Source organism: Microbacterium xylanilyticum, assembly GCF_054654695.1.
On the sequence record NZ_BAAIEN010000002.1, the window covers coordinates 2,823,006 to 2,845,106 of the forward strand.

The 22,101-nt window shown below is 67.8% G+C and carries 22 protein-coding genes; 10 read left to right on the forward strand and 12 right to left on the reverse strand.

Translation table 11 applies throughout. From position 1 onward, the window contains the following. Window positions 1–2: 2 nt before the first annotated feature. The gene (gene nrdH, locus ACYQ1L_RS14160) at window positions 3–236 is read right to left on the reverse strand and encodes a glutaredoxin-like protein NrdH (protein ID WP_045251249.1); all 234 of its coding nucleotides are present in this window, start codon (window positions 234–236) and stop codon (window positions 3–5) included. A 470-nt stretch (window positions 237–706) separates the two neighbouring features. Between nrdH and ACYQ1L_RS14165 the strand changes: the two genes are divergently transcribed. Beyond that, window positions 707–1,870, forward strand: a complete 1,164-nt coding sequence (locus ACYQ1L_RS14165) for an MFS transporter (protein ID WP_460005832.1) — start codon at window positions 707–709, stop codon at window positions 1,868–1,870. Window positions 1,871–1,877: 7 nt separating this feature from the next. Here the strand turns inward: ACYQ1L_RS14165 and ACYQ1L_RS14170 are convergent, their stop codons facing one another. Both ACYQ1L_RS14170 and ACYQ1L_RS14175 read right to left on the reverse strand, forming a co-directional pair. After that, window positions 1,878–2,042, reverse strand: coding sequence for a hypothetical protein (locus ACYQ1L_RS14170; protein WP_460004717.1), 165 nt, complete (start codon window positions 2,040–2,042; stop codon window positions 1,878–1,880). 29 nt (window positions 2,043–2,071) lie between these two features. Continuing rightward, window positions 2,072–2,383 carry a helix-turn-helix domain-containing protein gene (locus tag ACYQ1L_RS14175; protein ID WP_460004718.1) on the reverse strand — a complete coding sequence of 104 codons (312 nt, stop codon included), beginning with the start codon at window positions 2,381–2,383 and terminating at the stop codon, window positions 2,072–2,074. A gap of 126 nt (window positions 2,384–2,509) precedes the next feature. Between ACYQ1L_RS14175 and ACYQ1L_RS14180 the strand changes: the two genes are divergently transcribed. The 4 genes from ACYQ1L_RS14180 to ACYQ1L_RS14195 are packed head-to-tail and all read left to right on the forward strand — an operon-like array spanning window position 2,510 to window position 9,254. Beyond that, a complete protein-coding gene (locus tag ACYQ1L_RS14180) occupies window positions 2,510–7,459 on the forward strand; it encodes a type ISP restriction/modification enzyme (protein ID WP_460004719.1) in 4,950 nt (1,649 codons plus the stop codon). Continuing rightward, a complete protein-coding gene (locus ACYQ1L_RS14185; RefSeq protein WP_460004720.1) occupies window positions 7,456–8,565 on the forward strand; it encodes an EcsC family protein in 1,110 nt (369 codons plus the stop codon). Before ACYQ1L_RS14180 ends, ACYQ1L_RS14185 begins: the two co-directional genes overlap by 4 nt. A gap of 54 nt (window positions 8,566–8,619) precedes the next feature. Beyond that, on the forward strand, window positions 8,620–8,862 hold the full coding sequence (locus tag ACYQ1L_RS14190; protein WP_460004721.1) for a hypothetical protein: 243 nt from the start codon (window positions 8,620–8,622) through the stop codon (window positions 8,860–8,862). After that, window positions 8,859–9,254: a type II toxin-antitoxin system VapC family toxin gene (locus ACYQ1L_RS14195; protein ID WP_460004722.1), complete on the forward strand. Its 396-nt coding sequence runs from the start codon at window positions 8,859–8,861 to the stop codon at window positions 9,252–9,254. The genes ACYQ1L_RS14190 and ACYQ1L_RS14195 overlap by 4 nt, the downstream gene beginning before the upstream one ends. Window positions 9,255–9,258: 4 nt before the next feature. Here ACYQ1L_RS14195 and ACYQ1L_RS14200 read toward each other — a convergent pair whose 3' ends face one another. Both ACYQ1L_RS14200 and ACYQ1L_RS14205 read right to left on the reverse strand, forming a co-directional pair. Next, window positions 9,259–9,672, reverse strand: a complete 414-nt coding sequence (locus tag ACYQ1L_RS14200; protein WP_460004723.1) for a type II toxin-antitoxin system VapC family toxin — start codon at window positions 9,670–9,672, stop codon at window positions 9,259–9,261. Then, the gene (locus ACYQ1L_RS14205; RefSeq protein WP_460004724.1) at window positions 9,672–9,941 is read right to left on the reverse strand and encodes a type II toxin-antitoxin system prevent-host-death family antitoxin; all 270 of its coding nucleotides are present in this window, start codon (window positions 9,939–9,941) and stop codon (window positions 9,672–9,674) included. The genes ACYQ1L_RS14200 and ACYQ1L_RS14205 overlap by 1 nt, the downstream gene beginning before the upstream one ends. Window positions 9,942–10,110: 169 nt before the next feature. On the opposite strand from ACYQ1L_RS14205, the gene ACYQ1L_RS14210 reads away from it, so the two are divergent. Next, on the forward strand, window positions 10,111–11,478 hold the full coding sequence (locus tag ACYQ1L_RS14210) for an aspartate aminotransferase family protein (protein WP_460004725.1): 1,368 nt from the start codon (window positions 10,111–10,113) through the stop codon (window positions 11,476–11,478). Window positions 11,479–11,553: 75 nt separating this feature from the next. Here ACYQ1L_RS14210 and ACYQ1L_RS14215 read toward each other — a convergent pair whose 3' ends face one another. The 5 genes from ACYQ1L_RS14215 to ACYQ1L_RS14235 all read right to left on the reverse strand — a co-directional run bounded on the left by ACYQ1L_RS14215 (window position 11,554) and on the right by ACYQ1L_RS14235 (window position 16,153). Then, window positions 11,554–12,477 (reverse strand): ABC transporter permease, encoded by a 924-nt coding sequence (locus tag ACYQ1L_RS14215; protein ID WP_460004726.1) that lies wholly within the window; start codon window positions 12,475–12,477, stop codon window positions 11,554–11,556. Beyond that, window positions 12,474–13,364 carry an ABC transporter permease gene (locus ACYQ1L_RS14220; RefSeq protein WP_460004727.1) on the reverse strand — a complete coding sequence of 297 codons (891 nt, stop codon included), beginning with the start codon at window positions 13,362–13,364 and terminating at the stop codon, window positions 12,474–12,476. Before ACYQ1L_RS14220 ends, ACYQ1L_RS14215 begins: the two co-directional genes overlap by 4 nt. Continuing rightward, window positions 13,357–14,553, reverse strand: a complete 1,197-nt coding sequence (locus ACYQ1L_RS14225; protein ID WP_460004728.1) for an extracellular solute-binding protein — start codon at window positions 14,551–14,553, stop codon at window positions 13,357–13,359. The genes ACYQ1L_RS14220 and ACYQ1L_RS14225 overlap by 8 nt, the downstream gene beginning before the upstream one ends. After that, window positions 14,550–15,722, reverse strand: coding sequence for an ABC transporter ATP-binding protein (locus tag ACYQ1L_RS14230; protein WP_460004729.1), 1,173 nt, complete (start codon window positions 15,720–15,722; stop codon window positions 14,550–14,552). The genes ACYQ1L_RS14225 and ACYQ1L_RS14230 overlap by 4 nt, the downstream gene beginning before the upstream one ends. A 158-nt stretch (window positions 15,723–15,880) precedes the next feature. Next, window positions 15,881–16,153: a metal-sensitive transcriptional regulator gene (locus ACYQ1L_RS14235; RefSeq protein ID WP_460004730.1), complete on the reverse strand. Its 273-nt coding sequence runs from the start codon at window positions 16,151–16,153 to the stop codon at window positions 15,881–15,883. 94 nt (window positions 16,154–16,247) lie between these two features. On the opposite strand from ACYQ1L_RS14235, the gene ACYQ1L_RS14240 reads away from it, so the two are divergent. From ACYQ1L_RS14240 to ACYQ1L_RS14250, 3 genes are all read left to right on the forward strand, one after another. Beyond that, window positions 16,248–17,522, forward strand: coding sequence for a DUF445 domain-containing protein (locus tag ACYQ1L_RS14240; RefSeq protein ID WP_460004731.1), 1,275 nt, complete (start codon window positions 16,248–16,250; stop codon window positions 17,520–17,522). Between the two features lie 147 nt (window positions 17,523–17,669). Beyond that, on the forward strand, window positions 17,670–18,572 hold the full coding sequence (locus ACYQ1L_RS14245) for an agmatinase family protein (RefSeq protein WP_460004732.1): 903 nt from the start codon (window positions 17,670–17,672) through the stop codon (window positions 18,570–18,572). Window positions 18,573–18,698: 126 nt separating this feature from the next. Next, window positions 18,699–18,893 (forward strand): hypothetical protein, encoded by a 195-nt coding sequence (locus ACYQ1L_RS14250; protein ID WP_460004733.1) that lies wholly within the window; start codon window positions 18,699–18,701, stop codon window positions 18,891–18,893. A 36-nt stretch (window positions 18,894–18,929) separates the two neighbouring features. Here the strand turns inward: ACYQ1L_RS14250 and ACYQ1L_RS14255 are convergent, their stop codons facing one another. Continuing rightward, window positions 18,930–19,577: an NAD(P)H-binding protein gene (locus tag ACYQ1L_RS14255; RefSeq protein ID WP_460004734.1), complete on the reverse strand. Its 648-nt coding sequence runs from the start codon at window positions 19,575–19,577 to the stop codon at window positions 18,930–18,932. Between the two features lie 90 nt (window positions 19,578–19,667). Further along, on the reverse strand, window positions 19,668–20,663 hold the full coding sequence (locus ACYQ1L_RS14260) for a LacI family DNA-binding transcriptional regulator (RefSeq protein WP_460004735.1): 996 nt from the start codon (window positions 20,661–20,663) through the stop codon (window positions 19,668–19,670). Window positions 20,664–20,837: 174 nt separating this feature from the next. Between ACYQ1L_RS14260 and ACYQ1L_RS14265 the strand changes: the two genes are divergently transcribed. After that, window positions 20,838–22,100, forward strand: coding sequence for a sugar ABC transporter substrate-binding protein (locus ACYQ1L_RS14265; RefSeq protein WP_460004736.1), 1,263 nt, complete (start codon window positions 20,838–20,840; stop codon window positions 22,098–22,100). Window position 22,101 lies beyond the last annotated feature (1 nt).

Sequence of the window (22,101 nt, forward strand, 5' to 3'; positions counted from 1 at the left end):
CGTTACGCCAGGCGAGCGGCGAGCTCGTCGATCTTGTCGGGACGAAAGCCCGACCAGTGGTCCTCGTCGGTGACGACGACGGGAGCCTGCAGGTAGCCGAGCGACTTCACGTGCTCGAGCGCCGCGGCGTCCTCGGAGACGTCGTGCACCTCGTACTCGATGCCCTTCGCGTCGAGCGCGCGGTAGGTCGCGTTGCACTGCACGCAGGAGGGCTTGGTGTAGACGGTGATGGACATGTGTTGCGCCTCTTCTTTCCCCTCAGAACCCGGCTGTCGGGCAGGTGGCCCCGCCGGGAGTTCAATACTACATATAGGTGCGGACATTCGGGTCGACCACAAGGGCTAGTAGTTACAACTGTGTAGTTTTCCACCGTATTCCACCGCTTCGACACAGGTTCTCCACGCTTCTTTCCACAGCCCGCGCCGCCCGGAGCGGCCTCCGGATCCGCGATTTCATGCGGCTCGCGAACGCCCCGATCGGATCCATCCACAGATGCGATGCTCCCAGGGGCCTGCGACATTTCCCAGGCTGTGGAATTCGCCCTTCGGCGTGTCGTCGGCGTGTCGCGCGGACCACGTCGCCTCGGACGTGCGGCGCGTGGCGCAGACCCCGCGCGCACCCGCTCCTGCGGCAGCCGGACCGGTAACGTGGATCCGTGGCCGGATCGGGATACAAGGAGCTTCTGCGCGTACCGGGAGTCGGACGCATCATCGCCGCACAGCTGACGGCCCGGTTCCCCAACGGCATGGCCAGCCTCGCGATCCTTCTGCACGTGCAGCACGCCACGGGCTCCTACGGCGCCGCCGGTGTGGTGCTCGCCGCGTCGTCGATCGGCCAGGCCGTGGCCGGCCCCGTCACCAGCCGGTGGATGGGGCGGTGGGGAATGCGTCCGGTGCTCGCCCTCACTCTGTCGATCTGCGTGCTGGCGGTCCTGGGCCTCGCCTTCGGATCCGCGCTCCCACTCGCCGGGCTCGTGGTGCTGGGCATGATCTCCGGTCTCGCGACGCCGCCGATCCAGTCGGCCGCGCGGACCATCTATCCGAAGCTCGTGAACTCGTCGCAGCTGACGCCGCTGTTCTCGCTGGACGCCTCGCTGCAGGAGATCATCTGGATCGTCGCACCCGTGGTGATCACGATCGTGTCCACCCAGGTCGGCACCGTGCAGGGGCTCCTGCTCGTCGCCGCGGTGCTCGTCGGCGGAGGCGCCTGGTTCATCCTCTCCCCCGAGGTCGGCCGGGTGCGCATCCCCCGCAGCCGCCGAGGCTTCGGTGCGGTCGTGCTCAAGCCGCCCGTGATGCTGGCGACCGTCATCGGCTTCCTCCTCATCGGCGCCTGCGCGGCCGTGGAGGCCGGCGTCGTGAAGACCTTCGATCACGAGGGCCTCGAGGCCGGGCTGGTGCTCGCGGTGTTCTCCGTTGGGAGCCTCCTCGGGGGTCTCGCCTCGGGCCGGGTGCCGATGGGGCCGTGGGCCATGGCGCGCCGCCTCACCATCGTGACCATCGGCCTCGCCCTGACCATGGTGTCGCTGAACGTGTTCTGGCTCGGCGGGACTCTGCTGGCCGCCGGCATCGGCATCGCCCCGGCCCTCGCCGTGCTGTTCGCGGTCACCTCCGCGAGCGTGAAGTTCTCCGAGACGGCGGAGGCGTTCGGCTGGGCGGGCACCGGTCAGCTGATCGGTGCCGCGGCCGGATCCGCCATCGCGGGCTTCCTCATCGACAGCATGCACAGCCCGACCGGCGCCTACCTCGCCGCCACGTGCTTCGCCGCAGCCGCCCTCGTGGTGTCCGCGCTTTTCGTGCGCTCCCTCCCCGACCTGCGCGACCGCGACGCCGGGCCGATGCCGGACACCGAGGCCGTCCCGCTGCCCTGAAGCACGGTCAGCGCCGCGCCGCGTGAACCGCTTCCAGGATTTCGTGCACGCTCGACCACGGATATGAGCGCGCGTTCTGTCGCGCGTCCCGAATGGCATCACTCAGAGGCGCGACCGCAGCAGACGTGATTTTCGCCTGCTCGTCGGCCGGATCGTCCTTCCTGCGCACCATGACTCGGTCGCACGCTCCGACAGTTGGCTTCAGGCGATGCGATCGTTCGGGCGCCAGAACGAATCGGGAAACTCGCTGAGCGGCTGAGGGCGGTCCGTGCCGGTCAAGCCGTAAGGATCCAGCCCACCGAAGAGTTGGCGGAGATCCGCCTCGAGAACGCCCGCGAGCTTCAGCACCGTGACGAGGCGCGGATTGCCCAGGCCCTTCTCGATCTTGCGCAGGTTCGACACGTCGAGCTCGCACGCCGCAGCCAGCCCCTGGATCGTCAGCGACTGGTTCACACGGAGCTCGGCGAGCCGACGGCCGAGCTCGACGCGCGGATCCTCAGGAGTTTCGGGCACTCATCTTTGCTAATGCCCTCGCGTGCAAACCCGAAGGCTTGTTCCCGCTAGGTTAACGACGCGAGGTTATAACCCCTTGGTTGCCACCTCGCATTCGTTGCGATGCCGAACCGGGAGCGATGCTGCATGCCTGCTGAGGACCTTGCCCTCCACGTCAGATTCAGCCCGGAGCCCGACGAGACCACCTCCTTCGACGCGCTGCTCGAGCAGTTCCGGGCTCTCGCTGACTCGAAGCGGATGCAAGGCAATTACCTCGAAGAGCTCGTCCGGCACTACTTGCGCCTCGAGCCTCTGCGGGCCGATCAGCTCAGTAATGTCTGGCTCTGGAAGGACTGGCCCGGGCGAGAGGCTCGACCCGACACGGGGATCGATCTCGTCGCGGAGACCAAAGCAGGCGATCTTCTCGCCGTGCAGGTGAAGTTCTTCGCGTCGGCCCACCGAATGCAGAAGGCAGACCTCGACTCCTTCTTCGAAGCGGTCGGGCGTGAGCCCTTCGCCGGCGGCATCGTCGTGGACACCACGGACGGCGACTGGTCGACGAACGCCCAGGAGGCGCTGAAGAACCGCACCAAGCCGATCCAGCGCATCACGCTCGACGAGCTCCGCCACAGCCAGATCGACTGGTTGACGTACAACCTGCTCGATCCGCGCACGGCCCCGGCCACGCACGAGCGCAAGCAGCTCCGTCCTCACCAGCACGAGGCGGTCGGCGCGGTGATGCGCGCATTCGTCGAAGACCACGCTGAGCGCGGAACCATGGTCATGGCGTGCGGCACCGGCAAGACCTTCACGGCGCTCAAGGTCGCCGAACGCTGGACACGGGAGCGTGCCGGCGAGCGATCGCTCATCCTCTTCGCGGTGCCGTCGCTCGCCCTCCTGCAGCAATCGTTGGAGGAATGGTCTCGCGAACACGACCCGGATCTTCCGTTCCGGGCGTTCGCCGTCGGATCCGATACGAAGCTCGGGCGGGTCGCCAACGGAGACATGACCACCGTCGCGCTCGAGGACCTCGGGGCTCCCGCAACGACCGACGGTGCGGCCCTGCACCGACTCATCGGCGATGACGACCTCGACATCGGCATGACGGTCGTGTTCTCGACCTATCAGTCGATTCAGGCGGTGTCGGACGCCCAGCGTCTCGGTCTGCCGTCGTTCGACCTCGTGATCTGCGATGAGGCGCATCGGACCACCGGAGTGACGCTCGCCGAGGACGACGAGCCGAGCGAGTTCGTGAAGATCCACGACCCCGCGGTGATCGACGCAGAGCACCGCCTCTACATGACGGCGACGCCGCGCATCTTCAACGCCGAGGTCAAGAACAAGGCACGTGCGAGGGATGCAGAGCTCGTCTCGATGGACGACGTTTCGCGCTTCGGCGAAGTCGTCTACCGGATTGGGGTCGGGGAGGCCGTCGAGCGGAAGCTCCTGACCGACTACAAGGTGCTCGTCCTCGGCGTCAGCGAAGATCAGGTCGCGACGTCGTTCCAGCAGGACATGGCACGCGAGGGGCACGAGCTTCCGCTCAGCGACGTGGCCAAGCTCATCGGCTGCTGGAACGGGATGGCCAAGCGCCAGTCCGGACACCTCGCCGAAGGCTTCGGTGACGACACGGCGCCGATGCGGCGCGCCGTGGCGTTCGCCCGCGACATCAAGACGTCGAAGAAGATCCAGCAGGACTTCCCGCTGCTCGTGCAGTCGCATCTGCAGAACCTCGCCAATGACGATCCGACCGACGACCTCGGCGTCGAGTGCCGCCACGTCGACGGAACGATGAACGCCACCGAGCGCGGAGCGCTGCTCGACTGGTTGAAGGAAGACCCGGGCACTGGGTACCAGGGTGCTCCCGAGGCACGCATTCTCACGAACGCACGGTGCCTCAGCGAAGGCGTCGACGTCCCCAGCTTGGACGCGGTGCTGTTCCTGAACGCTCGCAAATCCCAGGTCGACGTGGTTCAGGCGGTGGGGCGTGTCATGCGCCGCGCCGAGGACAAGCGGGTGGGTTACATCATCCTCCCCATCGCGATTCCTGACGGGGTATCTGCCGAGGCAGCCCTCACTGACAACGAGCGCTACAAGGTCGTCTGGCAAGTTCTCCAGGCGCTGCGCTCGCACGATGAACGACTCGACGCGCAGATCAACCAGATGGCGATCACCGGCAAGGCGCCGGAGACAGTGCTCATCGAGCACATCGATCTGACGAAGAAGACATCGAAGTCCGACACCGGACACGGCATCGGAAGCGGTGACACCGGCGGAGACGACGACGGCCGGAGTCCCGCCGGCGCGTCCTCCGGAGCCTCCTCTGCGGCGATCCCCCTTTTCGCGGCCGATGACTGGAAGGACGCGGTCTACGCGAAGCTCGTCCGCAACGTCGGTGACCGCATGTACTGGGACGACTGGGCGAATGACATCTCGGAGATCGCCCAGAAGTACATCACGCTGATCCGGGCGCACCTGAGCGCACCGGGCAACGACCGTGGACCATTCGAGGGATTCCTGACTGCGCTCCGCGCAACGGTGAACCCGGAGATCGACGAGTCCGAAGCGATCGAGCTGCTGGCCCAGCATCTCGTGACCATGCCGATCTTCGAGGCGATGTTCCCCGATGAGAGCTTCTCGCAGGCGAACCCCGTCTCGAGCTCGATGCAGGTCGTGATCGATTCATTCGCCGAGAACGCGGCTTTCGCCCGTGAACGCGAGCCGCTTGAGGAGTTCTACTCGCGGATCACTGAAAGGATCCGCAAGCTGCCCGACTTCACCGCCAAGCAGCGGCTTCTGGTCACGCTGTACGACCGGTTCTTCACGAAGGCGTTCCCCAAACTCGCCGACCGCATGGGGATCGTCTTCACGCCCGTCGAGGTGGTGGACTACATCCTGCGGTCTGCGGACGACGCGCTGCGTGCCGCGTTCGGTCGCAGTCTCGGGGACCGCGACGTGAAGATCCTGGATCCGTTCACGGGCACCGGCACCTTCCTGACGCGGCTTCTGCAGCTCGGCATCATTCCGCCGGAGAATCTCGAGTACAAGTACCACAACGATCTCTTCGCCAACGAGATCGTGCTGCTCAGCTATTACATCGCGGCGGTCAACATCGAGAGCGTGTTCCGCGAGGTGACGGCGGCCGCCTCGGTCGCTGAGCGAGCGCCGCGGGACGAGGCGTCTGTTTCGCCGATTGAAGCGACCTTCCCCGGCATCAGCCTCACCGACACCTTCGCGATGGACGAACGCGACAATCAACTCGCCGGCGGGGTGTTCCCTGAGAACACCGAGCGCCTGGAACGGGAGCGCAACAGCCCGATCGACGTGATCGTGATGAATCCGCCGTATTCGGTGGGACAGCGCAGCGCGAACGACGACAACCAGAACGCGAAGTACGCGCTCGATGAGCGGATCCGCGAGACCTACGCCGCCAAGTCCACCGCGACGAACAAGAACGGGCTCTACGACTCCTACTACCGAGCGCTGCGTTGGGCGACGGATCGGATCAAGGAACGGGGCATCATCGCGTTCGTCTCCAACTCGGGTTTCGTCGACGGCAACACAGCCGATGGCGTGCGCCTTACGTGGAGCGACGAGTTCAGCGACATCTTCGTGTTCAATCTGCGTGGCAATCAACGAACGCAGGGAGAGGTGTCCCGCCGGGAAGGTGGCAAGGTCTTCGGATCCGGCAGCCGGACCGGCGTCGCCATCGTGATCCTGGTGAAGTCTCCAGATCATGACGGGCCCGCCAGGGTGCACTACGCCGACATCGGGGACTACCTGTCCCGCGAGGAGAAGCTCGAGCGTCTTCGCACGGAACGCTCGCTGCGCGGGACCGACTACATCGAGCTCGCTCCGAATGAGGCGGGCGACTGGATCAATCAGCGTGACGACCGCTTCTGGAGGTTTCAGCCAATCTCTGGTGACGGTGGCATCTTCGCGACGATGTCCAACGGGCTCAAGACGAATCGCGACGCATGGTGCTTCAGCTTCAGCCGGCCGAGGCTCGAGTCGCAAATGCGTCGGCTCATCGACAACTCGAACGCGGTGGCGATGAAGACAAACACGTTCGATCCGGAAGATCCGACGCAGGTGAATTGGAATCGAGCGCTCCGGCGAGACGCCGAGCGCGGAGTGACTCACGACTGGGACGACAAGGCGATCCGTCTCGCCGCATATCGCCCATTCACGCGCGAGTGGGTCTACTTCGACCGCGCAATGAACGACATGATCTACCGGCTTCCGAAGTTGTTCCCGACGACCAACCATCCGAACCATGCGATCGTGCTACCAGCCGGACTCTCCACCGCGCATTTCGCCCCACTGATGCATGATCTCCTGCCAGCTCTGACTCCTAATGGTGGAAATCAGCTCTACGCGCGTCATACCTGGGAGTCCATAACCGCCACAGATGGCGGCTTCAACTTCGCAGGTCTCGACGCCTCAGAGGAAGAAGTCACCGTAGACGGCTACCGCCAGGTTGACAACATCACTGATCTCACACTCCAGATCTACCGTCGTGTCTACGCGGATGACACGATCACGAAGGACGACATCTTCTACGGCGTCTATGGGCTCCTGCATCACCCCGAGTACCGGGAGCGCTACGAGGCCGACCTGAAGAAGATGCTCCCGCGCATCCCGCATGTGGCGAGCTTTCGCGAGTACGCCCTGATCGGCCGAGAACTCGCTGATCTGCACGTCAACTACGAGAACGCCCCTAGGTACGACCTCACCGAAGTGTGGGCGATCGATCCACCGGAGGACGAGTTCGAGCGCTACGCCATCGAGAAGATGTCCTGGACGAAGCGCTCCGAGCACACCGCGATCAAGGTGAACGCGCACCTCACTCTGACAGGCATTCCCGAGCAGGCCAACGCCTACACGATCGGTGGCCGCAGCCCCCTCGAGTGGATCTTGGATCGCTACCGCGTCAAGGTCGACAAGGCGTCCGGCATCATCAACGACCCCAACGCGTGGCTGCGGGAGCACGACGATCCGCGGTATGTCGTGAATCTGATCGCATCCCTCGTGACCCTGTCCCTGGAGACCCAGCGCCTGGTCGCTGAGCTCCCCGCTTTCGAGGTGATCGAATGACCGCCCTGTCCGACTACGAACACGAAGCCTGGCAGCGTCTTCAGGCCTTTCATGCTCGGCCCCTCACACGTGTAGGACAGGAGGCGGGTGAGAAGGTCGCCGACGGCGCCGCCTTCGTCGGTGAGAAGGCGAAGGGGTTCGTGGACAACCATCCGCGTGCTCAAGCCGCCATCGAGACCGCCCGGAAGGGCGGCGCAGCCGCGCGCAAAGGTGCCGCTGCGGTCGCCGAACTCGTCCCCGACGAGGCGACCGCGTGGGTCGGAGTCGCGCTTCAGTCGGCGCAGAAGACTGCAGCAAAGCTCTCGCGCGCGGGCCTCTCCCCGTCGCAGATGGTGAAGAGGCACCGCAAACGCGGGCACGACGTGCATCGTCTCTCCGATCTGCGCACGCTCGATCTCCAAGAGGTCGACGCCGTCCGCGGGCGCGGGCTGAGTTGGTACTACCCTGCCGCCGCGGCACTGTCGGGAATCGGGGCGGGCCTCGTGATCTCCGGGGGCGAACTCGTCGTGGTGGCGAGCGCGGGTGCCGGGGCCGCGCCCAGCGGTCTCGCTGTTGCCGGCGCGATCGCCGGAGACACCGCCCTCGTACTCGCGATCGGTTCTCGCGCGATCGGTGACATCGCACTTCGATACGGCTACGACCCGGAGGATCCCGCGGAGAAGGCATTCATGCTGACCGCCGTCAACCTCGGCACCGCGATGTCGACCTCAGCGAAGTCCGCCGCGCTGGCGGATATCTCGCGGCTGACGCAGGCGCTTGTCCGCGGGAAGAGCTGGGAAGTGCTCAACAAGCACGTCGTCGCGAATGTCGCGTCGAAGATCTGGCCGCGTCTCGGCACACGGCTGACAAAGCAGGGGCTCGGAAAGATCGTGCCGGCTGCGGGGATCCTTATCGCCGGCTCCATCAACTGGGCGACTCTCGAAAGCATCGTGGACGCCGCCGATCTCGCTTACCGCCGTCGATTCCTGCTGGACAAGTACCCGCATCTAGCAGCGGACGGGCCCGTCGAGCTCATCGTCGACGAGACCCCGACAGCCACCGACGACGAGCCGATCAGCGTGGTCGACGCGCTTCGAGACGAGGCAGGAGTGGGAGAGGAAGGCTGAGCTCTCCGCGCGAAGAGCATCTATGCATGCACTTCTGCATGCTAGCCTGGAGGCATGGTCGCGATCCAGGTGCGAGATGTTCCGAACGAGGTCCGCGAGGCGCTCGTCGCCGCCGCCCGCGAGCGCGGCGAGTCGCTGCAGACATACCTTCAGTCCGTGCTGGCACGGGAGGCGCGGATGGCCCGCAACCGTGCATTCCTCGACGTCTACGAGCCGATCCGACCGCCGCAGGAAGTCGACGTGCTCAATGTCATCACCACGGTGCGCGACGATCAGGACCGCAAGAACATCGCATGATCGTCCTCGATGCCTCTGCGATCGTCGAACTCATCACCGACGCGCGCGGCCTCGCGCAGGACGTCCGGCGGACGATCGACGATGACACCGATTGGGTGATTCCGGGCGACACGGTGGCCGAGGCCGCGAACGCTCTGCGCGGGATCGCCCGCGGAACGGGCGCGTCCACAGAGACCCACCGCGCATGGATCTCAGCTCTCGCGCAGTTCGAGTTCGACGAACGCTCCGTGACGCCGCTCCTGAACCGGATCCTCGAGCTCTCCGCGAACGCGAACGCCTACGACGCCGCCTACGTCGCCCTCGCGGAGACACTGGGGGCACCCGTCGTCACCACCGACGCGAAGATGGCCGCGATTCCCGGGCGGCGGACGCGTGTCTTCGTGGTCGCCTGATTCCTCACCCGGAGAACGGGTTGATCACCAAGAGCCCAGGCACATCGAAGTCCTTCTCGTTGCGGGTGATGACGGCCAGACCGTGATGGATGGCGGTCGCCGCGATCAGCGCGTCGCTCAGCTGTCGTCGATCGGGAACTTGGATCGTCGCGCAGACCCTGCCGATCTCCGGTGTGATCGGCAGGAGGCGCGTCTCGTAACTTTCACGGACGCTCATCAGCCAGTAACGGAGCTCCGACGCCTGCTTCGGGTCGCGGCGCTCCATGCTGAGCACTCCGACCTCGAGTTCGTAATCGGTGATGACACTCACGTGCCATTCGTCCGTGGGAACGGTGTTCAGCCAGCGCACCACGCCCCTGTCCGCGCGCGATCCGCGCCGAAGCTCGGATAGGAAGTTGGTGTCGACGAGGTAGCGCATCAGAACTCGACGGGCGGCCGGTCGGGCGTGTTCACGCGGATATCCGCGAGGATCCGGTCGAATTCGCCATCGTCGTGCGTGATGTCACCATCGGACGTCGCCAGGAGATCGAGCAGCGACTTCTTCGGTGCGCTCGGCGCCAACCGCTCGTACTCGCTGACGCTCAGCAGCACGTAGGCCGCTTCACCACGGCGCGTGACGAGCACGGGTTCATCGTCCGCGATGCGCTGCGCTTTCGCGACGGACTGGTTGAACTCGCGCGCGGTCATGGTGAACATCGTGCACCTCGCTTCCCCATGTAGTGAGGGTACTACACATCGATCAGCCGAAGGTCGTACTCACCCCAGCGAGCGAATCGACCTCGGAATCCGCAGGATCCGGGGATGCAGACCTTCGATTTCTGTTGTCATTCTCAGGTTTCAGTGACAAGATCGGTGCATGAGCGCCGATCTGCAACGAAAAGCACACGATCACCTCTGGATGCACTTCACCCGGCAGTCCACTATGGACCGCAGCGGGGTGCCGATCATCGTCCGGGGTGAGGGACACCACATCTGGGACGACGCCGGCAAGCAGTACATCGACGGCCTGTCCGGGCTGTTCGTGGTCAACGCCGGCCACGGCCGTGCGCGTCTCGCCGAGGCCGCGGCCAAGCAGGCTGAGCAGCTCGCCTTCTTCCCGCTGTGGTCGTACGCGCACCCCGCGGCGATCGAACTCGCCGACCGCCTCGCCGGGTACGCCCCGGGCGACCTGAACCGGGTGTTCTTCACGTCCGGCGGCGGCGAGGCCGTGGAGACCGCGTTCAAGCTCGCCAAGCACTATTGGAAGCTGCGCGGCATGCCGACCAAGCACAAGGTCCTGTCGCGCTCGATCGCCTACCACGGCACCACGCAGGGCGCCCTGGCGATCACCGGCATCCCCGCGATGAAGGCGATGTTCGAACCGGTGACCCCGGGCGGCTTCCGCGTGCCGAACACGAACATCTACCGTGCCGCCGAGATGGGCGCACCGACGGATCCCGAAGCGTTCGGGATCTGGGCCGCCGACCGGATCGAGGAGATGATCCAGTTCGAGGGTCCCGACACGGTCGCCGCCGTGTTCCTGGAGCCCGTGCAGAACTCGGGCGGCTGCTTCCCGCCGCCTCCCGGGTATTTCCGGCGGGTCCGCGAGATCTGCGACCGTTACGACGTGCTGCTCGTCTCGGACGAGGTGATCTGCGCCTTCGGCCGGATCGGGCACATGTTCGCGTGCGACGCCTACGGCTACGTTCCCGACATCATCACCTGCGCCAAGGGCATCACGAGCGGATACTCCCCCCTCGGCGCGGCGATCGTGAGCGATCGGATCTACGAACCGTTCGCGCACGGCGACCTGTCCTTCCCGCACGGCTACACCTTCGGCGGCCACCCGGTCTCCGCTGCGGTCGCGCTGGAGAACCTCGACATCTTCGAGGAGGAGAAGCTCAACGAGCGCGTGCGGGAGAACTCGCCGCTGTTCCGCGCCGAGCTGGAGAGCCTGCTCGATCTGTCGCTCGTGGGCGATGTGCGCGGCGACGGGTACTTCTTCGGCATCGAGCTGGTCAAGGACAAGGACACGCGCGAGACCTTCGACGATGACGAGTCGGAGCGTCTGCTGCGCGGCTTCCTCTCGGGCGCGCTGTTCGAGGCCGGCCTGTACTGCCGCGCCGACGACCGCGGCGACCCCGTCATCCAGTTCGCTCCGCCGCTCACGATCGGCCCGGCGGAGTTCCGCGAGATCACCGGGATCCTGCGCGGCGTGCTGACCGAGGCGGAGAACGTCCTGTAGCCGCTGGGGAGCGATGAAGAAGGCCGGACCCTGCGGGGTCCGGCCTTCTTCATGTCCGAGCGACGGCCCTGCGACTCAGCCGCCCGCCATGGTGCGGGCGATGTCGGCGGCGGAGTCGCCGGCCTTCTTCAGCACGAGCGCCACGAGCGCCAGAGCGGAGAGCGTGAGCACGAGCATGATCGTCGACACGGCGGCGATCTCCGGGCGGAGCCCGCTGCGCAGCGCGCTCAGCACGTACACCGGCCACGGCGTGGTACCCGACACCTGCACGAACGCCGACACGACGGTGTTGTCGAGGCCGAGCGTGAAGGAGAGCAGGAATCCCGCGAGCACGGCGGGCATCGCGAGAGGCAGGGTGACCTTGAAGAAAGTCGTGAGCGGCTTGGCGTAGAGATCCGCCGAGGCCTCCTCGAGCTTCGCATCGAGGCCGACCAGTCGCGCGCGCACGATGTACGACACGATCGCGATCGAGAACAGCGACTGCCCGATCACGAGGCGCACGGTGCCGTCGTTGAAGATCGACATCCCCAGATCCTGGCCGAGGAACACGACCCACGGCAGCAGCGCGACCGCATCCACGATCTCGGGCGTGACCGAGATGAGAAGCAGCAGCCCGAGGAACCACGGCACCCACCTGCCCGGGGTGCGCGCCATCGCGATGCCGGCGAGCGTGCCCAGCGCCGTCGCCAGCACGGCGGCGATCAGGCCCGTGCGCAGAGACACGAGCACCGCGTCGCGCACGGCGGGCTTGGTCACGATCGCCGCGAACGAATCGAAGCCGAAGTGATCCCACGAGATGAGCAGCCGGCCGACGTTGAACGAGTACACGATCACGACGGCGATGGGCAGGAAGAGGAAGACGAACACGAGCGTCGCCCACAGCGGCAGCAGCCAGCGGCTGACGTTCCGCGGGGCGCGGGCGCCCGCTGCGGATGCAGTGCGCGACGACGACGGGGTGGGATCCGCCTGCTCGGCGGGGCGTGCTGCGACGACGGTCATCGTGCCTCCTCCAGCGTCAGTCGGTAGGTGCGGCGCACCGGGATCGTGACGAGCCAGCCGAGCGCGGCCGCGACCCCGATCGACACCGCGATGGTGAGGATGAGCAGCACCGCCATCGCCGATCCCAGCGCCCAGTTCTGCGCGGTCTGGAACTGGCTGGCCACGATCTGGCCCACCATGTTGCCCTTGGCGCCGCCGAGCACCGTCGCGGTGATGTAGTCGCCCATGAGCGGGATGTACACGAGCAGCACGCCGGCGATGATGCCGGGCTGCGCGAGCGGCACGGTGACCCGGAAGAACGTCTTCCAGCTGCCCGCACCCAGATCCTTGCTGGCCTCGCGCAGCGGCCCGCTCACGCGGTCGAACGCGACGAACAGCGGCAGGATCATCAGCGGCAGGTAGTTGTAGACGACGCCGAGCAGCACCGCCCCGCGGGTGTTCAGGATCCCGAGCGGCCCCGGGATCACCCCGAGGAACTGCAGCGTGTGCGAAAGCCATCCCTCCGGGGCCAGGATGATCTGCCAGCCAATGGTGCGCACCAGGAAGTTGGTCCAGAACGGCACCATCACGAGCGCGAGGAACATCCCACGGCGGCTCGGCACGCATTTCACGGCGATCCAGTACGCGACCGGTGCGCCGATCAGCAGGCACAGCACGGTGCCGGCGACGCCCACCCAGAGCGTGTTCTGGAAGGTGGCGAAGAAGGTGGGCGAGAGCGCCTCGAGGTAGCGGTCGAACGACAGCCTGTCGTTCGCGTTGGTCGCGAAGATGCTCGGCTTGTAACCGAAGCTGTACCAGACCACGACCCCGATCGGTACGACGAAGAAGACGACGAGCCAGGCCCAGGCCGGCAGCGCCAGACCGGCGCGGATCCGCAGCCTACGCACCGGCCGCCGCCTTCGTCGCGTTCCAGATCGCCACGATGCGCTCCTGGGCCTTGGTGAACTTGCCCTCGTGCATCGTCGCGATCTGCTCCTCGGTGAAGAACACCATGTCGAGGTTCTCCAATCCGGCCTCCTCGGCCATCTTCTGCGCGCCGTCCACGCCGGTGTCGTACCCGATGTAGTCGATCTGGTCGACCTGCACCGCGGGCGAGATCATCTCGTTGATGAAGGCGTGCGCCGCCTCGGGGTGCGGGGCGCCCTTCGCGATCGCCCAGTTGTCCATCCAGATCTCGGTGGCGGGCGCGCCGAGCACCCACTGCCAGCGCTCCGGATCCTTCGAGGACGAGATGCCCGTGCGCGCGTCGCCATTGTAGATCTGCACGAGCGCCGCCGACGCCTGCGGGATGATCTGACCACCGGGCGCCGAGTCGAAGGTCGTGATGTGCGGCGCCAGCTGCTTCGTCATGAAGGCTTCGCACGCATCCAGATGCTTCGAATCCGTGGTGTTCCAGTCGATGCCATGCGACCAGAAGTAGATGCCGCACAGCGGTGCCGGGTCGTCGACGACCGAGGTCTTGCCCGAGGCCTCGTTCTGCGCGGCGTCGATGAAGTCGTTCCAAGTGCGCAGCTCGCGCTTGATCACGGTCTTGTCGTACGCGAAACCGGTGGTGCCCCACGCCTTGCAGATCGAGTACTCGTTCTTCGGGTCGAACGAGCGGTGGATGAAGTTCGGGTTCATCGTCGCGAAGTTCGGGATCAGGTCGAGGTTCAGCTTGTCCAGCAGGCCGTTCTCCGCCATGGGCAGGATGAACGGGCCCGTCGGGACGACGATGTCGTAACCGGACGTGCCCCGCGCGGCGACGAGCTTCGCGACGAGCTCCTCGTTCGAGTTGAACGCGTCGACGACGACCTTCGGCCCCTTCTTCTTCGTGAAGGCGGTCAGCAGATCCGGGTTGTCGTAGTCGCTCCAGGTGTAGATCGAGAGCTTGTCCTCGAGCGGGCCGCCGTGCGCTTCGGAAGCCGCCGACGCCTTCTGCGGGGCGCACGCCGTGAACAGCACCGCGCCGGAAGCCGCGAGCGCCGTCGCGAGGAACCCGCGCCGGCTCAGCTCGGAGCGGATCTTGCGCGCGGACGTCTCGTTCGCGAGCACGCGAACCGGCGGATCTGCCGGAGCGCCTGCGCGCGCCGTCACGCCGCCTCCTTGGGGAGCGAAATCACGTGCGTCGACGTCTCGGGGATCCCGTCGCCGGCGAAGATGCGCACGTCCGCGGGGCTCCAGACGCAGCGAACGGCGTCGCCGACCGCGACGGAAGGGGCACTCGGCGCGGGGATCCGCACGAGGAACGCCTGCTCCCGGCCCACGTCGACCGCGACCTGCAGGGTCTCCCCGAGGTGCGAGACGCCGAGGACCGTGCCGTCGATGCCCGGGCCGTCGACGGCTCCCGACCCGGTCGACGCGGGCGCGAGACGGACGAACTCCGGGCGGATCGCCGCCACGGCGGTCGCTCCGGGCAGGCGCGGCTCCCCACCCCAGCGGCCGTGCACGGTGCCGGCGAACGTGTCCACGGCGTCGTCGCCGAGCGCGGTGCCGTGCAGGAAGTTCTGCTGTCCGATGAACGACGCGACGTACGCCGAGGCCGGTTCGGCGTAGACCTCGGCGGGAGCGGCCAGCTGCTCGACGCGTCCGGCACGCATCACCGCGATCCGGTCGCTCATCGACAGCGCCTCCGCCTGGTCGTGCGTGACGAACACGAACGTGGTGCCCAGCCGGGACTGCAGCAGCTTCAGCTCCAGCTGCATCTCCTCGCGCAGCTGGCGGTCGAGCGCGGCGAGAGGCTCGTCCAGCAGCAGGACGGACGGGCGGTTGATGAGGGCGCGGGACAGCGCGATGCGCTGCTGCTGGCCGCCGCTGAGCTGGGTGGGCTTGCGGTCGGCGAAACGGCGCAGCTGCACCATGTCGAGCGCCTCGGCGACGCGCTCGCGCTGCTCGGCCTTCGGCACCCGGCGCTGCTGCAGCCCGTAGGCGACGTTCTCGGCGACGGTCATGTGCGGGAAGAGCGCATACGCCTGGAAGACCGTGTTCACCTCGCGCTTGTGCGGCGGCAGGCCGAGCACGCTGCGTCCGCTCAGCCGGATGTCCCCGGCGTCCGGATGCTCGAAGCCTGCGATCATGCGCAGGGTCGTGGTCTTGCCGCAGCCCGAGGGGCCCAGCAGGGACAGGAACTCCCCGGGGCGGATCGACAGCGACAGCCGATCGACGGCGGTGGCGTCGCCGTAGTACTTGGTGACGTCAGAGATCTCGACGCCGCCGAGGGCCGCGCCGGTCGTGCTCTGAGCAGGTACGGACACAGGACTGCTCATGGAACCTCCACATCGAGTCGTCGAATGCAGAGAGTCTGGCACAGGAACCGAGGACCGTACAGAGGAAACCGAAGGGCTATCGCAAATTCACGACGATATTCGTGGCCCAGATGTCATCACTCAACGAAAATGCGTGTTTCGCGCCTGTTTCGCGGAGGCTACTTCGCCTGGAAGTCGAACGCCTTCAGGAGCTCCTCGATGGCCTGCTCGCGCTGCGTGCCGCCCTCGTCGAACATGTGCGCGACATGCGTGCGCAGGTGGTTCTCGAGCAGCAGCTTGTTGAGGGACTCGAGGGAGCGCTGGATCGCCCGGGACTGCGTGATGATGTCCATGCAGTAGTCCTCGTTCTCGATCATCTTCGCGACGCCGCGGAGCTGGCCCTCGAGGATGCTGGTGCGATGCAGCGCGCGCTTCTTGATGTCTTCGATCACGAGGTCGAGGCTACCGGTCCCCGGATGGTGCGTCATCGGGCGGGATCCCGCCGCGGCGCACTGAACGCGCCGGGCGGGGTGGAAGGATGGGCGCATGGCACGCGCGCGTGAAGCACTGCTGTCCCCCGCGGATCTCGGGCGCCTGCATGCCCTGCGGCAGATGAAGGCCGTCGCGCTCGGCGCGCTCGGCGTGATGGCGGTGGCCTTCGTGGTCGCCTTCTGGCTGCAGGGCCGCTATCCCTGGCTGGAGTACGTGCGCGCCGCCGCCGAGGGCGGCATGGTCGGCGCCCTCGCCGACTGGTTCGCGGTGACGGCGCTGTTCCGACGTCCGCTCGGACTGCCCATCCCCCACACGGCGATCATCCCCAACCGCAAGGATGAGATCGGACGCACCCTGGGCGAGTTCGTGGAGACCAACTTCCTCTCCGCCGATGTGGTGCGCACCAAGCTCTCGGAGACGTCGATCGCCGCGCGGCTCGGGGCCTGGCTGCGCACGCCCGCGCATGCGGAGCGGATCTCGAGCGAGGGATCCACCATCGCCGCAGCCGTGCTGCGCGCCCTCAGCGACGACGACGTGCAGAGCGTCATCGCCGAGCTCGCCCGCGAGCACCTCGTGGAGCCCGAGTGGGGCACCCCGGCCGGCGCCTGGCTGGAGCGGATCGTGCGAGCCGATGCGCATCGCGGGGCGGTGGACCTCGCCGTCGACAGCATCGCGACGTGGATCGACGGCAACGCCGCTGCGTTCCACGGCCTGCTCTCGCGCCGCCTGCCCGGATGGGTGCCCCGGCTCGCGCACCGGTTCGTGGACGAGGCCGCCTACAACGAGGCCGTGCGCTTCGTGCGGGCCGTCCAGGCGGATCCGCGTCACCCCGCCCGGCTCGCACTGGACGGCTACCTGGCGCGGCTCGCCGAGAATCTGCAGCACGATCCGAGCACTCGCGCGCGACTGGAGAACGCCAAGGCGGCCGTCTTCGACAGCCCCCGCGTGGGAGCGCTTGCCGCCGAGGTGTGGAACGCGGCGAAGACGGGACTGCTGGCGGCACTCGCGGATCCGGACAGCGGCCTGCGCCGACGCGCCGCCGCTGCGATCGCCGAGCTCGGCGATCGCGTCGCGACCGAGGAGCCGCTGCAGCACCGTGTGGACGGCTGGGTCACCGACGCCGCCGTGTTCCTGGTGGACCGCTACCGCCACGACATCGCGTCGATCATCACCGACACCGTGGAGCGCTGGGATCCGGCCGAGACCACGGAGAAGATCGAGCTCATGGTCGGCCGCGACCTGCAGTACATCCGCCTCAACGGCACGGTCGTGGGTGCACTCGCCGGCCTCGCCATCTTCGCGGTCGCACACGCCGTGATCCCGGTGTAGCCGGGACCGTCCCGCCCGCGCGTCACCGGCACCTTGACCCCGAGTCTGGGATCCCGGACGGTTCACGATCGGTCGCGGCGGACCGGATCCGGTCACGTGGCACGCTGGTCAGCGGACGTCACTCGCGCCTCCGGGAAGGACCACATCATGGCACTGTCGCACGATCCCCTCTGGCCCCGTGGCGGCGACTGGCCGGCGTTCGAGGACTCCGCCGACGCCGTGCTCCTGGGTGTGCCCACATGGCGCACTTCCCTCTCCCCGACCGGCGCGCACGCGACCCCGGCCGCGATCCGCGAGGCGCTGCGGCGGTACAGCCCCACGCTGATGGGGCCGCCGGCGGTCGACCTGAACCAGGCGCTCCGCATCGCCGACGCGGGCGACGTGCACGAGCCCGACGGCGAGGAGGGCGTGGCCCGCGCGATCGCCCGGGTGGCGGAGCTCTCGGCGGGTTCGCGCCTCGTGGTGGCGATCGGCGGCGACAACTCCCTCACCTACCCGGTCGCCCTGGGCGCCGGCGCCACCGGGCTCATCACGATCGACGCGCACTTCGACCTGCGCGACGGCGTCTCCAACGGCTCCCCGGTGCGCCGCCTCGTCGAGGACGCGCCCGAGGGCACGGCGATCGACCCGCGCCGCATCGTGCAGATCGGCATCGCCGACTTCGCGAACTCCGTCGCGTACGCGCAGCGCGCCGCCGACTGGGGGATCCGCGTGATCACCCTCGACGAGGTGCGCCGCCGCGGCATCGCCGACGTCGTGGCGGAGGCGATCGAGGTCGCCGGGGCCGGGGATGCGTCGCGGGTGCACCTGGACATCGACGTGGACGCGTGCGACCGTGCGGCCACGCCGGGGTGCCCCGCGAGCGTGCCCGGCGGGCTCGCCGCCTGGGAGCTGCGTGCTCTCGTGCGCGGCATCGTCGCCGACCCCCGTGTGGTGAGCGCCGACATCGCCGAGGTGGACGCCACCGCCGACGACGAGGATGCGCGGACCGTGCGCCTCGCTGCCCTGTGCGTGCTCGAGCTGCTCGCCGCGCTCGCCGGACGGAGCTGACCCGGCGGCTCAGGCGAGGGACATCGCGGCCGATTCCGCAACCCTCTCGGCGATCGTCCTCGGAACGCCTATCGTGGCGACGCAAGGCCCCGGAAGGGCGACCGCGCACGCCGACGACGACGGAGCATGATGGCCGACACGAAGCAGGTTCTGCAGGTCACGGTCGTCGCCGAACGCCTTCCGGACGGGCACGAAGCGTTCGGGGTGGAGATCGCCTCGGATCCGCGGATGCCGGCCGAATGGGCGGCCGAGTTCCTCCACGAGGTCGCCAGCTCGATCGCGACCGATGGCTTGAGTACCGCCGAGGAGCCGCGCCCCTGAGTGCGCGACCGTGCGCGGCGGTGGGCAACAGGGAGCTCAGCGCGTGCTGAGCGCCTCCTCGATCGGCACCTGGCCCGCGTTGAAGCGGATCGTGCGCCCGATCGTCACCGGCTCCACGAGGGTCTGCGCGATCACGCGGGCGACGTCGGCGCGCGAGACGCTTCCGGAGGACTTCGCCTCCGCATCGATGCGGCCTGTCGGATCCTCGAGGGTCAGGCGGCTCGGCGCGAGGACGGTCCACTCCAGATCCGAGGCCCGCAGCACCTCGTCGGCGGCGGCCTTCGCCTCGGCGTAGGCGAAGAACGGGTCGGAGGGATCGATGCCGTGCTCGGGGGATGAGCCGAAGTACGACACCATGATGTACCGCGGCACGCCCGCGGCTGCGGCCGCCGCCATCGAGCGCACGGCCGCCTCGTAGTCGACGGCGCGGGTGCGCGCCGCGGACCCGCCGCCGGCGCCCGCCGACCAGACGACCGCATCGTGTCCGGCGATCACGGTCTTCATCTCCTGCTCGGAGGCGGACTCCACGTCGAACACCACCGGATCCGCGCCGGTGGCGCGCACGTCGTCGACCTGAGCGGCGTCGCGGATCACCGCGGTGACCTGATCGCCACGCGTGGTCAGGAGGGGTTCGAGGAGCAGCGCGACCTTGCCGTGGCCGCCGAAGATGAGGATCCGTGACATGCCTCCACGCTATGCCCGACAGCGGCGCGAAGGGCTCATGGATCCGGATCCGCGCTCAGCGGCGCCGACCACAGCGCCCGAGCCCGCGGCTCAGCGCACCACGAGGCGCGGCTCGATCAGCGCGTGCGCCGTACCGGCCTGCACCTCCCGCGGCGTCACCGCCTCACCCGTCGGGCCCATCAGCAGCTCCAGGGTCGCCACGGCGACGTCCTCCGGGCGCTGCTCCACGCTGGAGAACCCGAGAGCCTCCGCGGTCGGGGTGTTGTCGAAGCCGATGACGGGCACCCGGTGGGATCCCCCCGTCTGCGCGAGCAGGGCGCCGATCGCCAGCGAGTCGCTCGCGCACACCACGGCGTCGACCTCGTCGTGCGTCGACTCCACCGCGGCGCGCGCGGCGGCGACGTCCTCCTCGGCGCTCCACCGCGGCCCGGACACGCCGGCGGCGGCCATGGCCTCGCGCCAGCCGCGCTCACGATCGTCCCCCGTGCCGGACCCCGTGGGCCAGCCCAGGAACGCGACGCGGGAGCCGAAGCCCAGGGCGTGCGCGGTGGCGGCCCGGGTGCCCGCGGCGCCGTCCACATCGACCCAGAGGTGCTCCGGGGCAGCCAGGTCGTCCTCGCCCCAGGGCCGACCGAACGCGACGAACGGGAGGTGCGCATCGCCCAGCCACCGCGTGCGGGGGTCGCCGTGGAACGTGCCGGTGATGATCGCGGCGTCGATCTCGGACCCTTCCCAGAGCTCGGCGAGCCGTGCGATCTCGTCGTCGGCGGTGCGCGCGGCGTAGACCAGCATGCGCATGCCCCGTTCGCTGGCCCGTTCGGTCAGGGCGTGCACGAAGCGGTCCAGCACCACGCCGGACACACCGCCCACATACGGATCCAGATGGACCCCGATCGTGGAGCTGCGGCGCGTGCGCAGCTGACGTGCCGCGGCATGCCGCCGGTATCCCAGCTCGACGATCGCCTGCTGCACGCGCTCGCGCGTCGCCGGCTTCACGATCGACGGGGTGTTCAGCACGTTCGACACGGTCTGCCGAGAGACACCGGCGCGCAGCGCGACGTCCTCGACGGTCGGAGTCCTGACCATGTCTCTCCCCTCCGCAGCTCGCGTGGCCCGGGACCACCTTCCCACCTTGACACCTCGCACCTGTGCCGCCTAGCGTATTCGACACAGAGTTTGATCGTTCAAATTTACGGGACGAGCTCCTGTCGTCCACGCGAAGCACCGATCATCACGGATGCTCATCAAGGGAGAAGAGACATGACACGGCACAGCACGCGCGCCGCGATCGGGGCCGGGGCCCTCGTCCTGGCCGGCGCGATCACCCTCACCGGCTGCGGCTCCGGGTTCTCCGGCGGCGACGCCGGCAGCACCGGATCCTCGAAGCTCACCTCGTCCGACAAGCCGCTGAACATCCTCATCGGATCCTCCGGCGACGCCGAGACGAAGGCGGTGAACGACGCCGTCGCCGCCTGGTCCAAGACGTCCGGCGTGAAGGCTACGGTCACCGCGGCGAGCGACCTTAACCAGCAGCTGTCCCAGGGCTTCGCGTCCGGCTCCCCCGCGGACGTGTTCTACCAGTCCACGGACGCCCTCGCCGGTTATGCGTCGAACGGGTCCCTCCTCGCCTACGGTGACCTGCTCAAGAACAAGGACGACTTCTACCCGAGCCTGCTGAAGTCGTTCACGTACGACGGCAAGCTCTACTGCGCGCCGAAGGACTTCTCCACGCTGCAGCTCATCATCAACACGGACATGTGGAGCAAGGCCGGTCTCACCGATGCCGACGTCCCGAAGACCTGGGACGAGCTCGCCGCGGTGTCCAAGAAGCTCACCGCCGACGGCCACGTCGGGCTGGCGATGAGCGGCGAGTACGCGCGCGTGGGCGCGTTCATGGTCGCCGCAGGAGGCGGCCTGATGAACGCCGATTCCACCAAGGCGACCGCCGACGCCGAGGGCAACGTCAAGGCGCTCGACTACCTCAAGGGTCTGCTCAACGCGGGCTCGATGAAGTTCGCGGCGGATCTCGGATCCGGCTGGGGCGGCGAGGCGTTCGGCACGCAGAAGGCCGCGATGGTCGTCGAGGGCAACTGGATCACCGGGGCCATGACGCACGACTACCCGACGGTGAAGTACAAGGCAGTCGAGCTGCCTGCCGGCCCCGACGGCAAGAAGGGCACCCTGCAGTTCACCAACTGCTGGGGCATCTCGGCCGACAGCAAGAACCAGAAGGCGGCTCTCGATCTCGTGGAGCACCTGACCAGCGCCGACAGCCAGCTCGCGTTCTCCAAGGCGTTCGGCCCGATGCCGTCGATCAAGTCCGCCGCCGACGCGTGGAAGAAGGACAACGCCGCCCTCGTGCCGTTCCTGAGCGGCGCCGAGTACGCCCAGGGCGTTCCGACCGCCAAGGGCGCCAGCGACGTCGTGACGGACTTCAACGGCAAGCTCGGTTCTCTCGCGACAGGAGACCCGAAGGCGATCCTCGACGCCGCGCAGAAGAACCTGGAAGCCCTGACCAAGTAAT

What these genes read in the sequence shown, in the direction of transcription:
- nrdH (WP_045251249.1), bottom strand. Translation starts at nt 236, where the DNA reads ATGTCCATCACCGTCTACACCAAGCCCTCCTGCGTGCAGTGCAACGCG.
- ACYQ1L_RS14170 (WP_460004717.1), bottom strand. Translation starts at nt 2,042, where the DNA reads ATGGTGCGCAGGAAGGACGATCCGGCCGACGAGCAGGCGAAAATCACG.
- ACYQ1L_RS14180 (WP_460004719.1), top strand. Translation starts at nt 2,510, where the DNA reads ATGCCTGCTGAGGACCTTGCCCTCCACGTCAGATTCAGCCCGGAGCCC.
- ACYQ1L_RS14185 (WP_460004720.1), top strand. Translation starts at nt 7,456, where the DNA reads ATGACCGCCCTGTCCGACTACGAACACGAAGCCTGGCAGCGTCTTCAG.
- ACYQ1L_RS14190 (WP_460004721.1), top strand. Translation starts at nt 8,620, where the DNA reads ATGGTCGCGATCCAGGTGCGAGATGTTCCGAACGAGGTCCGCGAGGCG.
- ACYQ1L_RS14195 (WP_460004722.1), top strand. Translation starts at nt 8,859, where the DNA reads ATGATCGTCCTCGATGCCTCTGCGATCGTCGAACTCATCACCGACGCG.
- ACYQ1L_RS14200 (WP_460004723.1), bottom strand. Translation starts at nt 9,672, where the DNA reads ATGCGCTACCTCGTCGACACCAACTTCCTATCCGAGCTTCGGCGCGGA.
- ACYQ1L_RS14205 (WP_460004724.1), bottom strand. Translation starts at nt 9,941, where the DNA reads ATGACCGCGCGCGAGTTCAACCAGTCCGTCGCGAAAGCGCAGCGCATC.
- ACYQ1L_RS14210 (WP_460004725.1), top strand. Translation starts at nt 10,111, where the DNA reads ATGAGCGCCGATCTGCAACGAAAAGCACACGATCACCTCTGGATGCAC.
- ACYQ1L_RS14215 (WP_460004726.1), bottom strand. Translation starts at nt 12,477, where the DNA reads ATGACCGTCGTCGCAGCACGCCCCGCCGAGCAGGCGGATCCCACCCCG.
- ACYQ1L_RS14230 (WP_460004729.1), bottom strand. Translation starts at nt 15,722, where the DNA reads ATGAGCAGTCCTGTGTCCGTACCTGCTCAGAGCACGACCGGCGCGGCC.
- ACYQ1L_RS14240 (WP_460004731.1), top strand. Translation starts at nt 16,248, where the DNA reads ATGGCACGCGCGCGTGAAGCACTGCTGTCCCCCGCGGATCTCGGGCGC.
- ACYQ1L_RS14245 (WP_460004732.1), top strand. Translation starts at nt 17,670, where the DNA reads ATGGCACTGTCGCACGATCCCCTCTGGCCCCGTGGCGGCGACTGGCCG.
- ACYQ1L_RS14250 (WP_460004733.1), top strand. Translation starts at nt 18,699, where the DNA reads ATGATGGCCGACACGAAGCAGGTTCTGCAGGTCACGGTCGTCGCCGAA.
- ACYQ1L_RS14255 (WP_460004734.1), bottom strand. Translation starts at nt 19,577, where the DNA reads ATGTCACGGATCCTCATCTTCGGCGGCCACGGCAAGGTCGCGCTGCTC.
- ACYQ1L_RS14260 (WP_460004735.1), bottom strand. Translation starts at nt 20,663, where the DNA reads ATGGTCAGGACTCCGACCGTCGAGGACGTCGCGCTGCGCGCCGGTGTC.
- ACYQ1L_RS14265 (WP_460004736.1), top strand. Translation starts at nt 20,838, where the DNA reads ATGACACGGCACAGCACGCGCGCCGCGATCGGGGCCGGGGCCCTCGTC.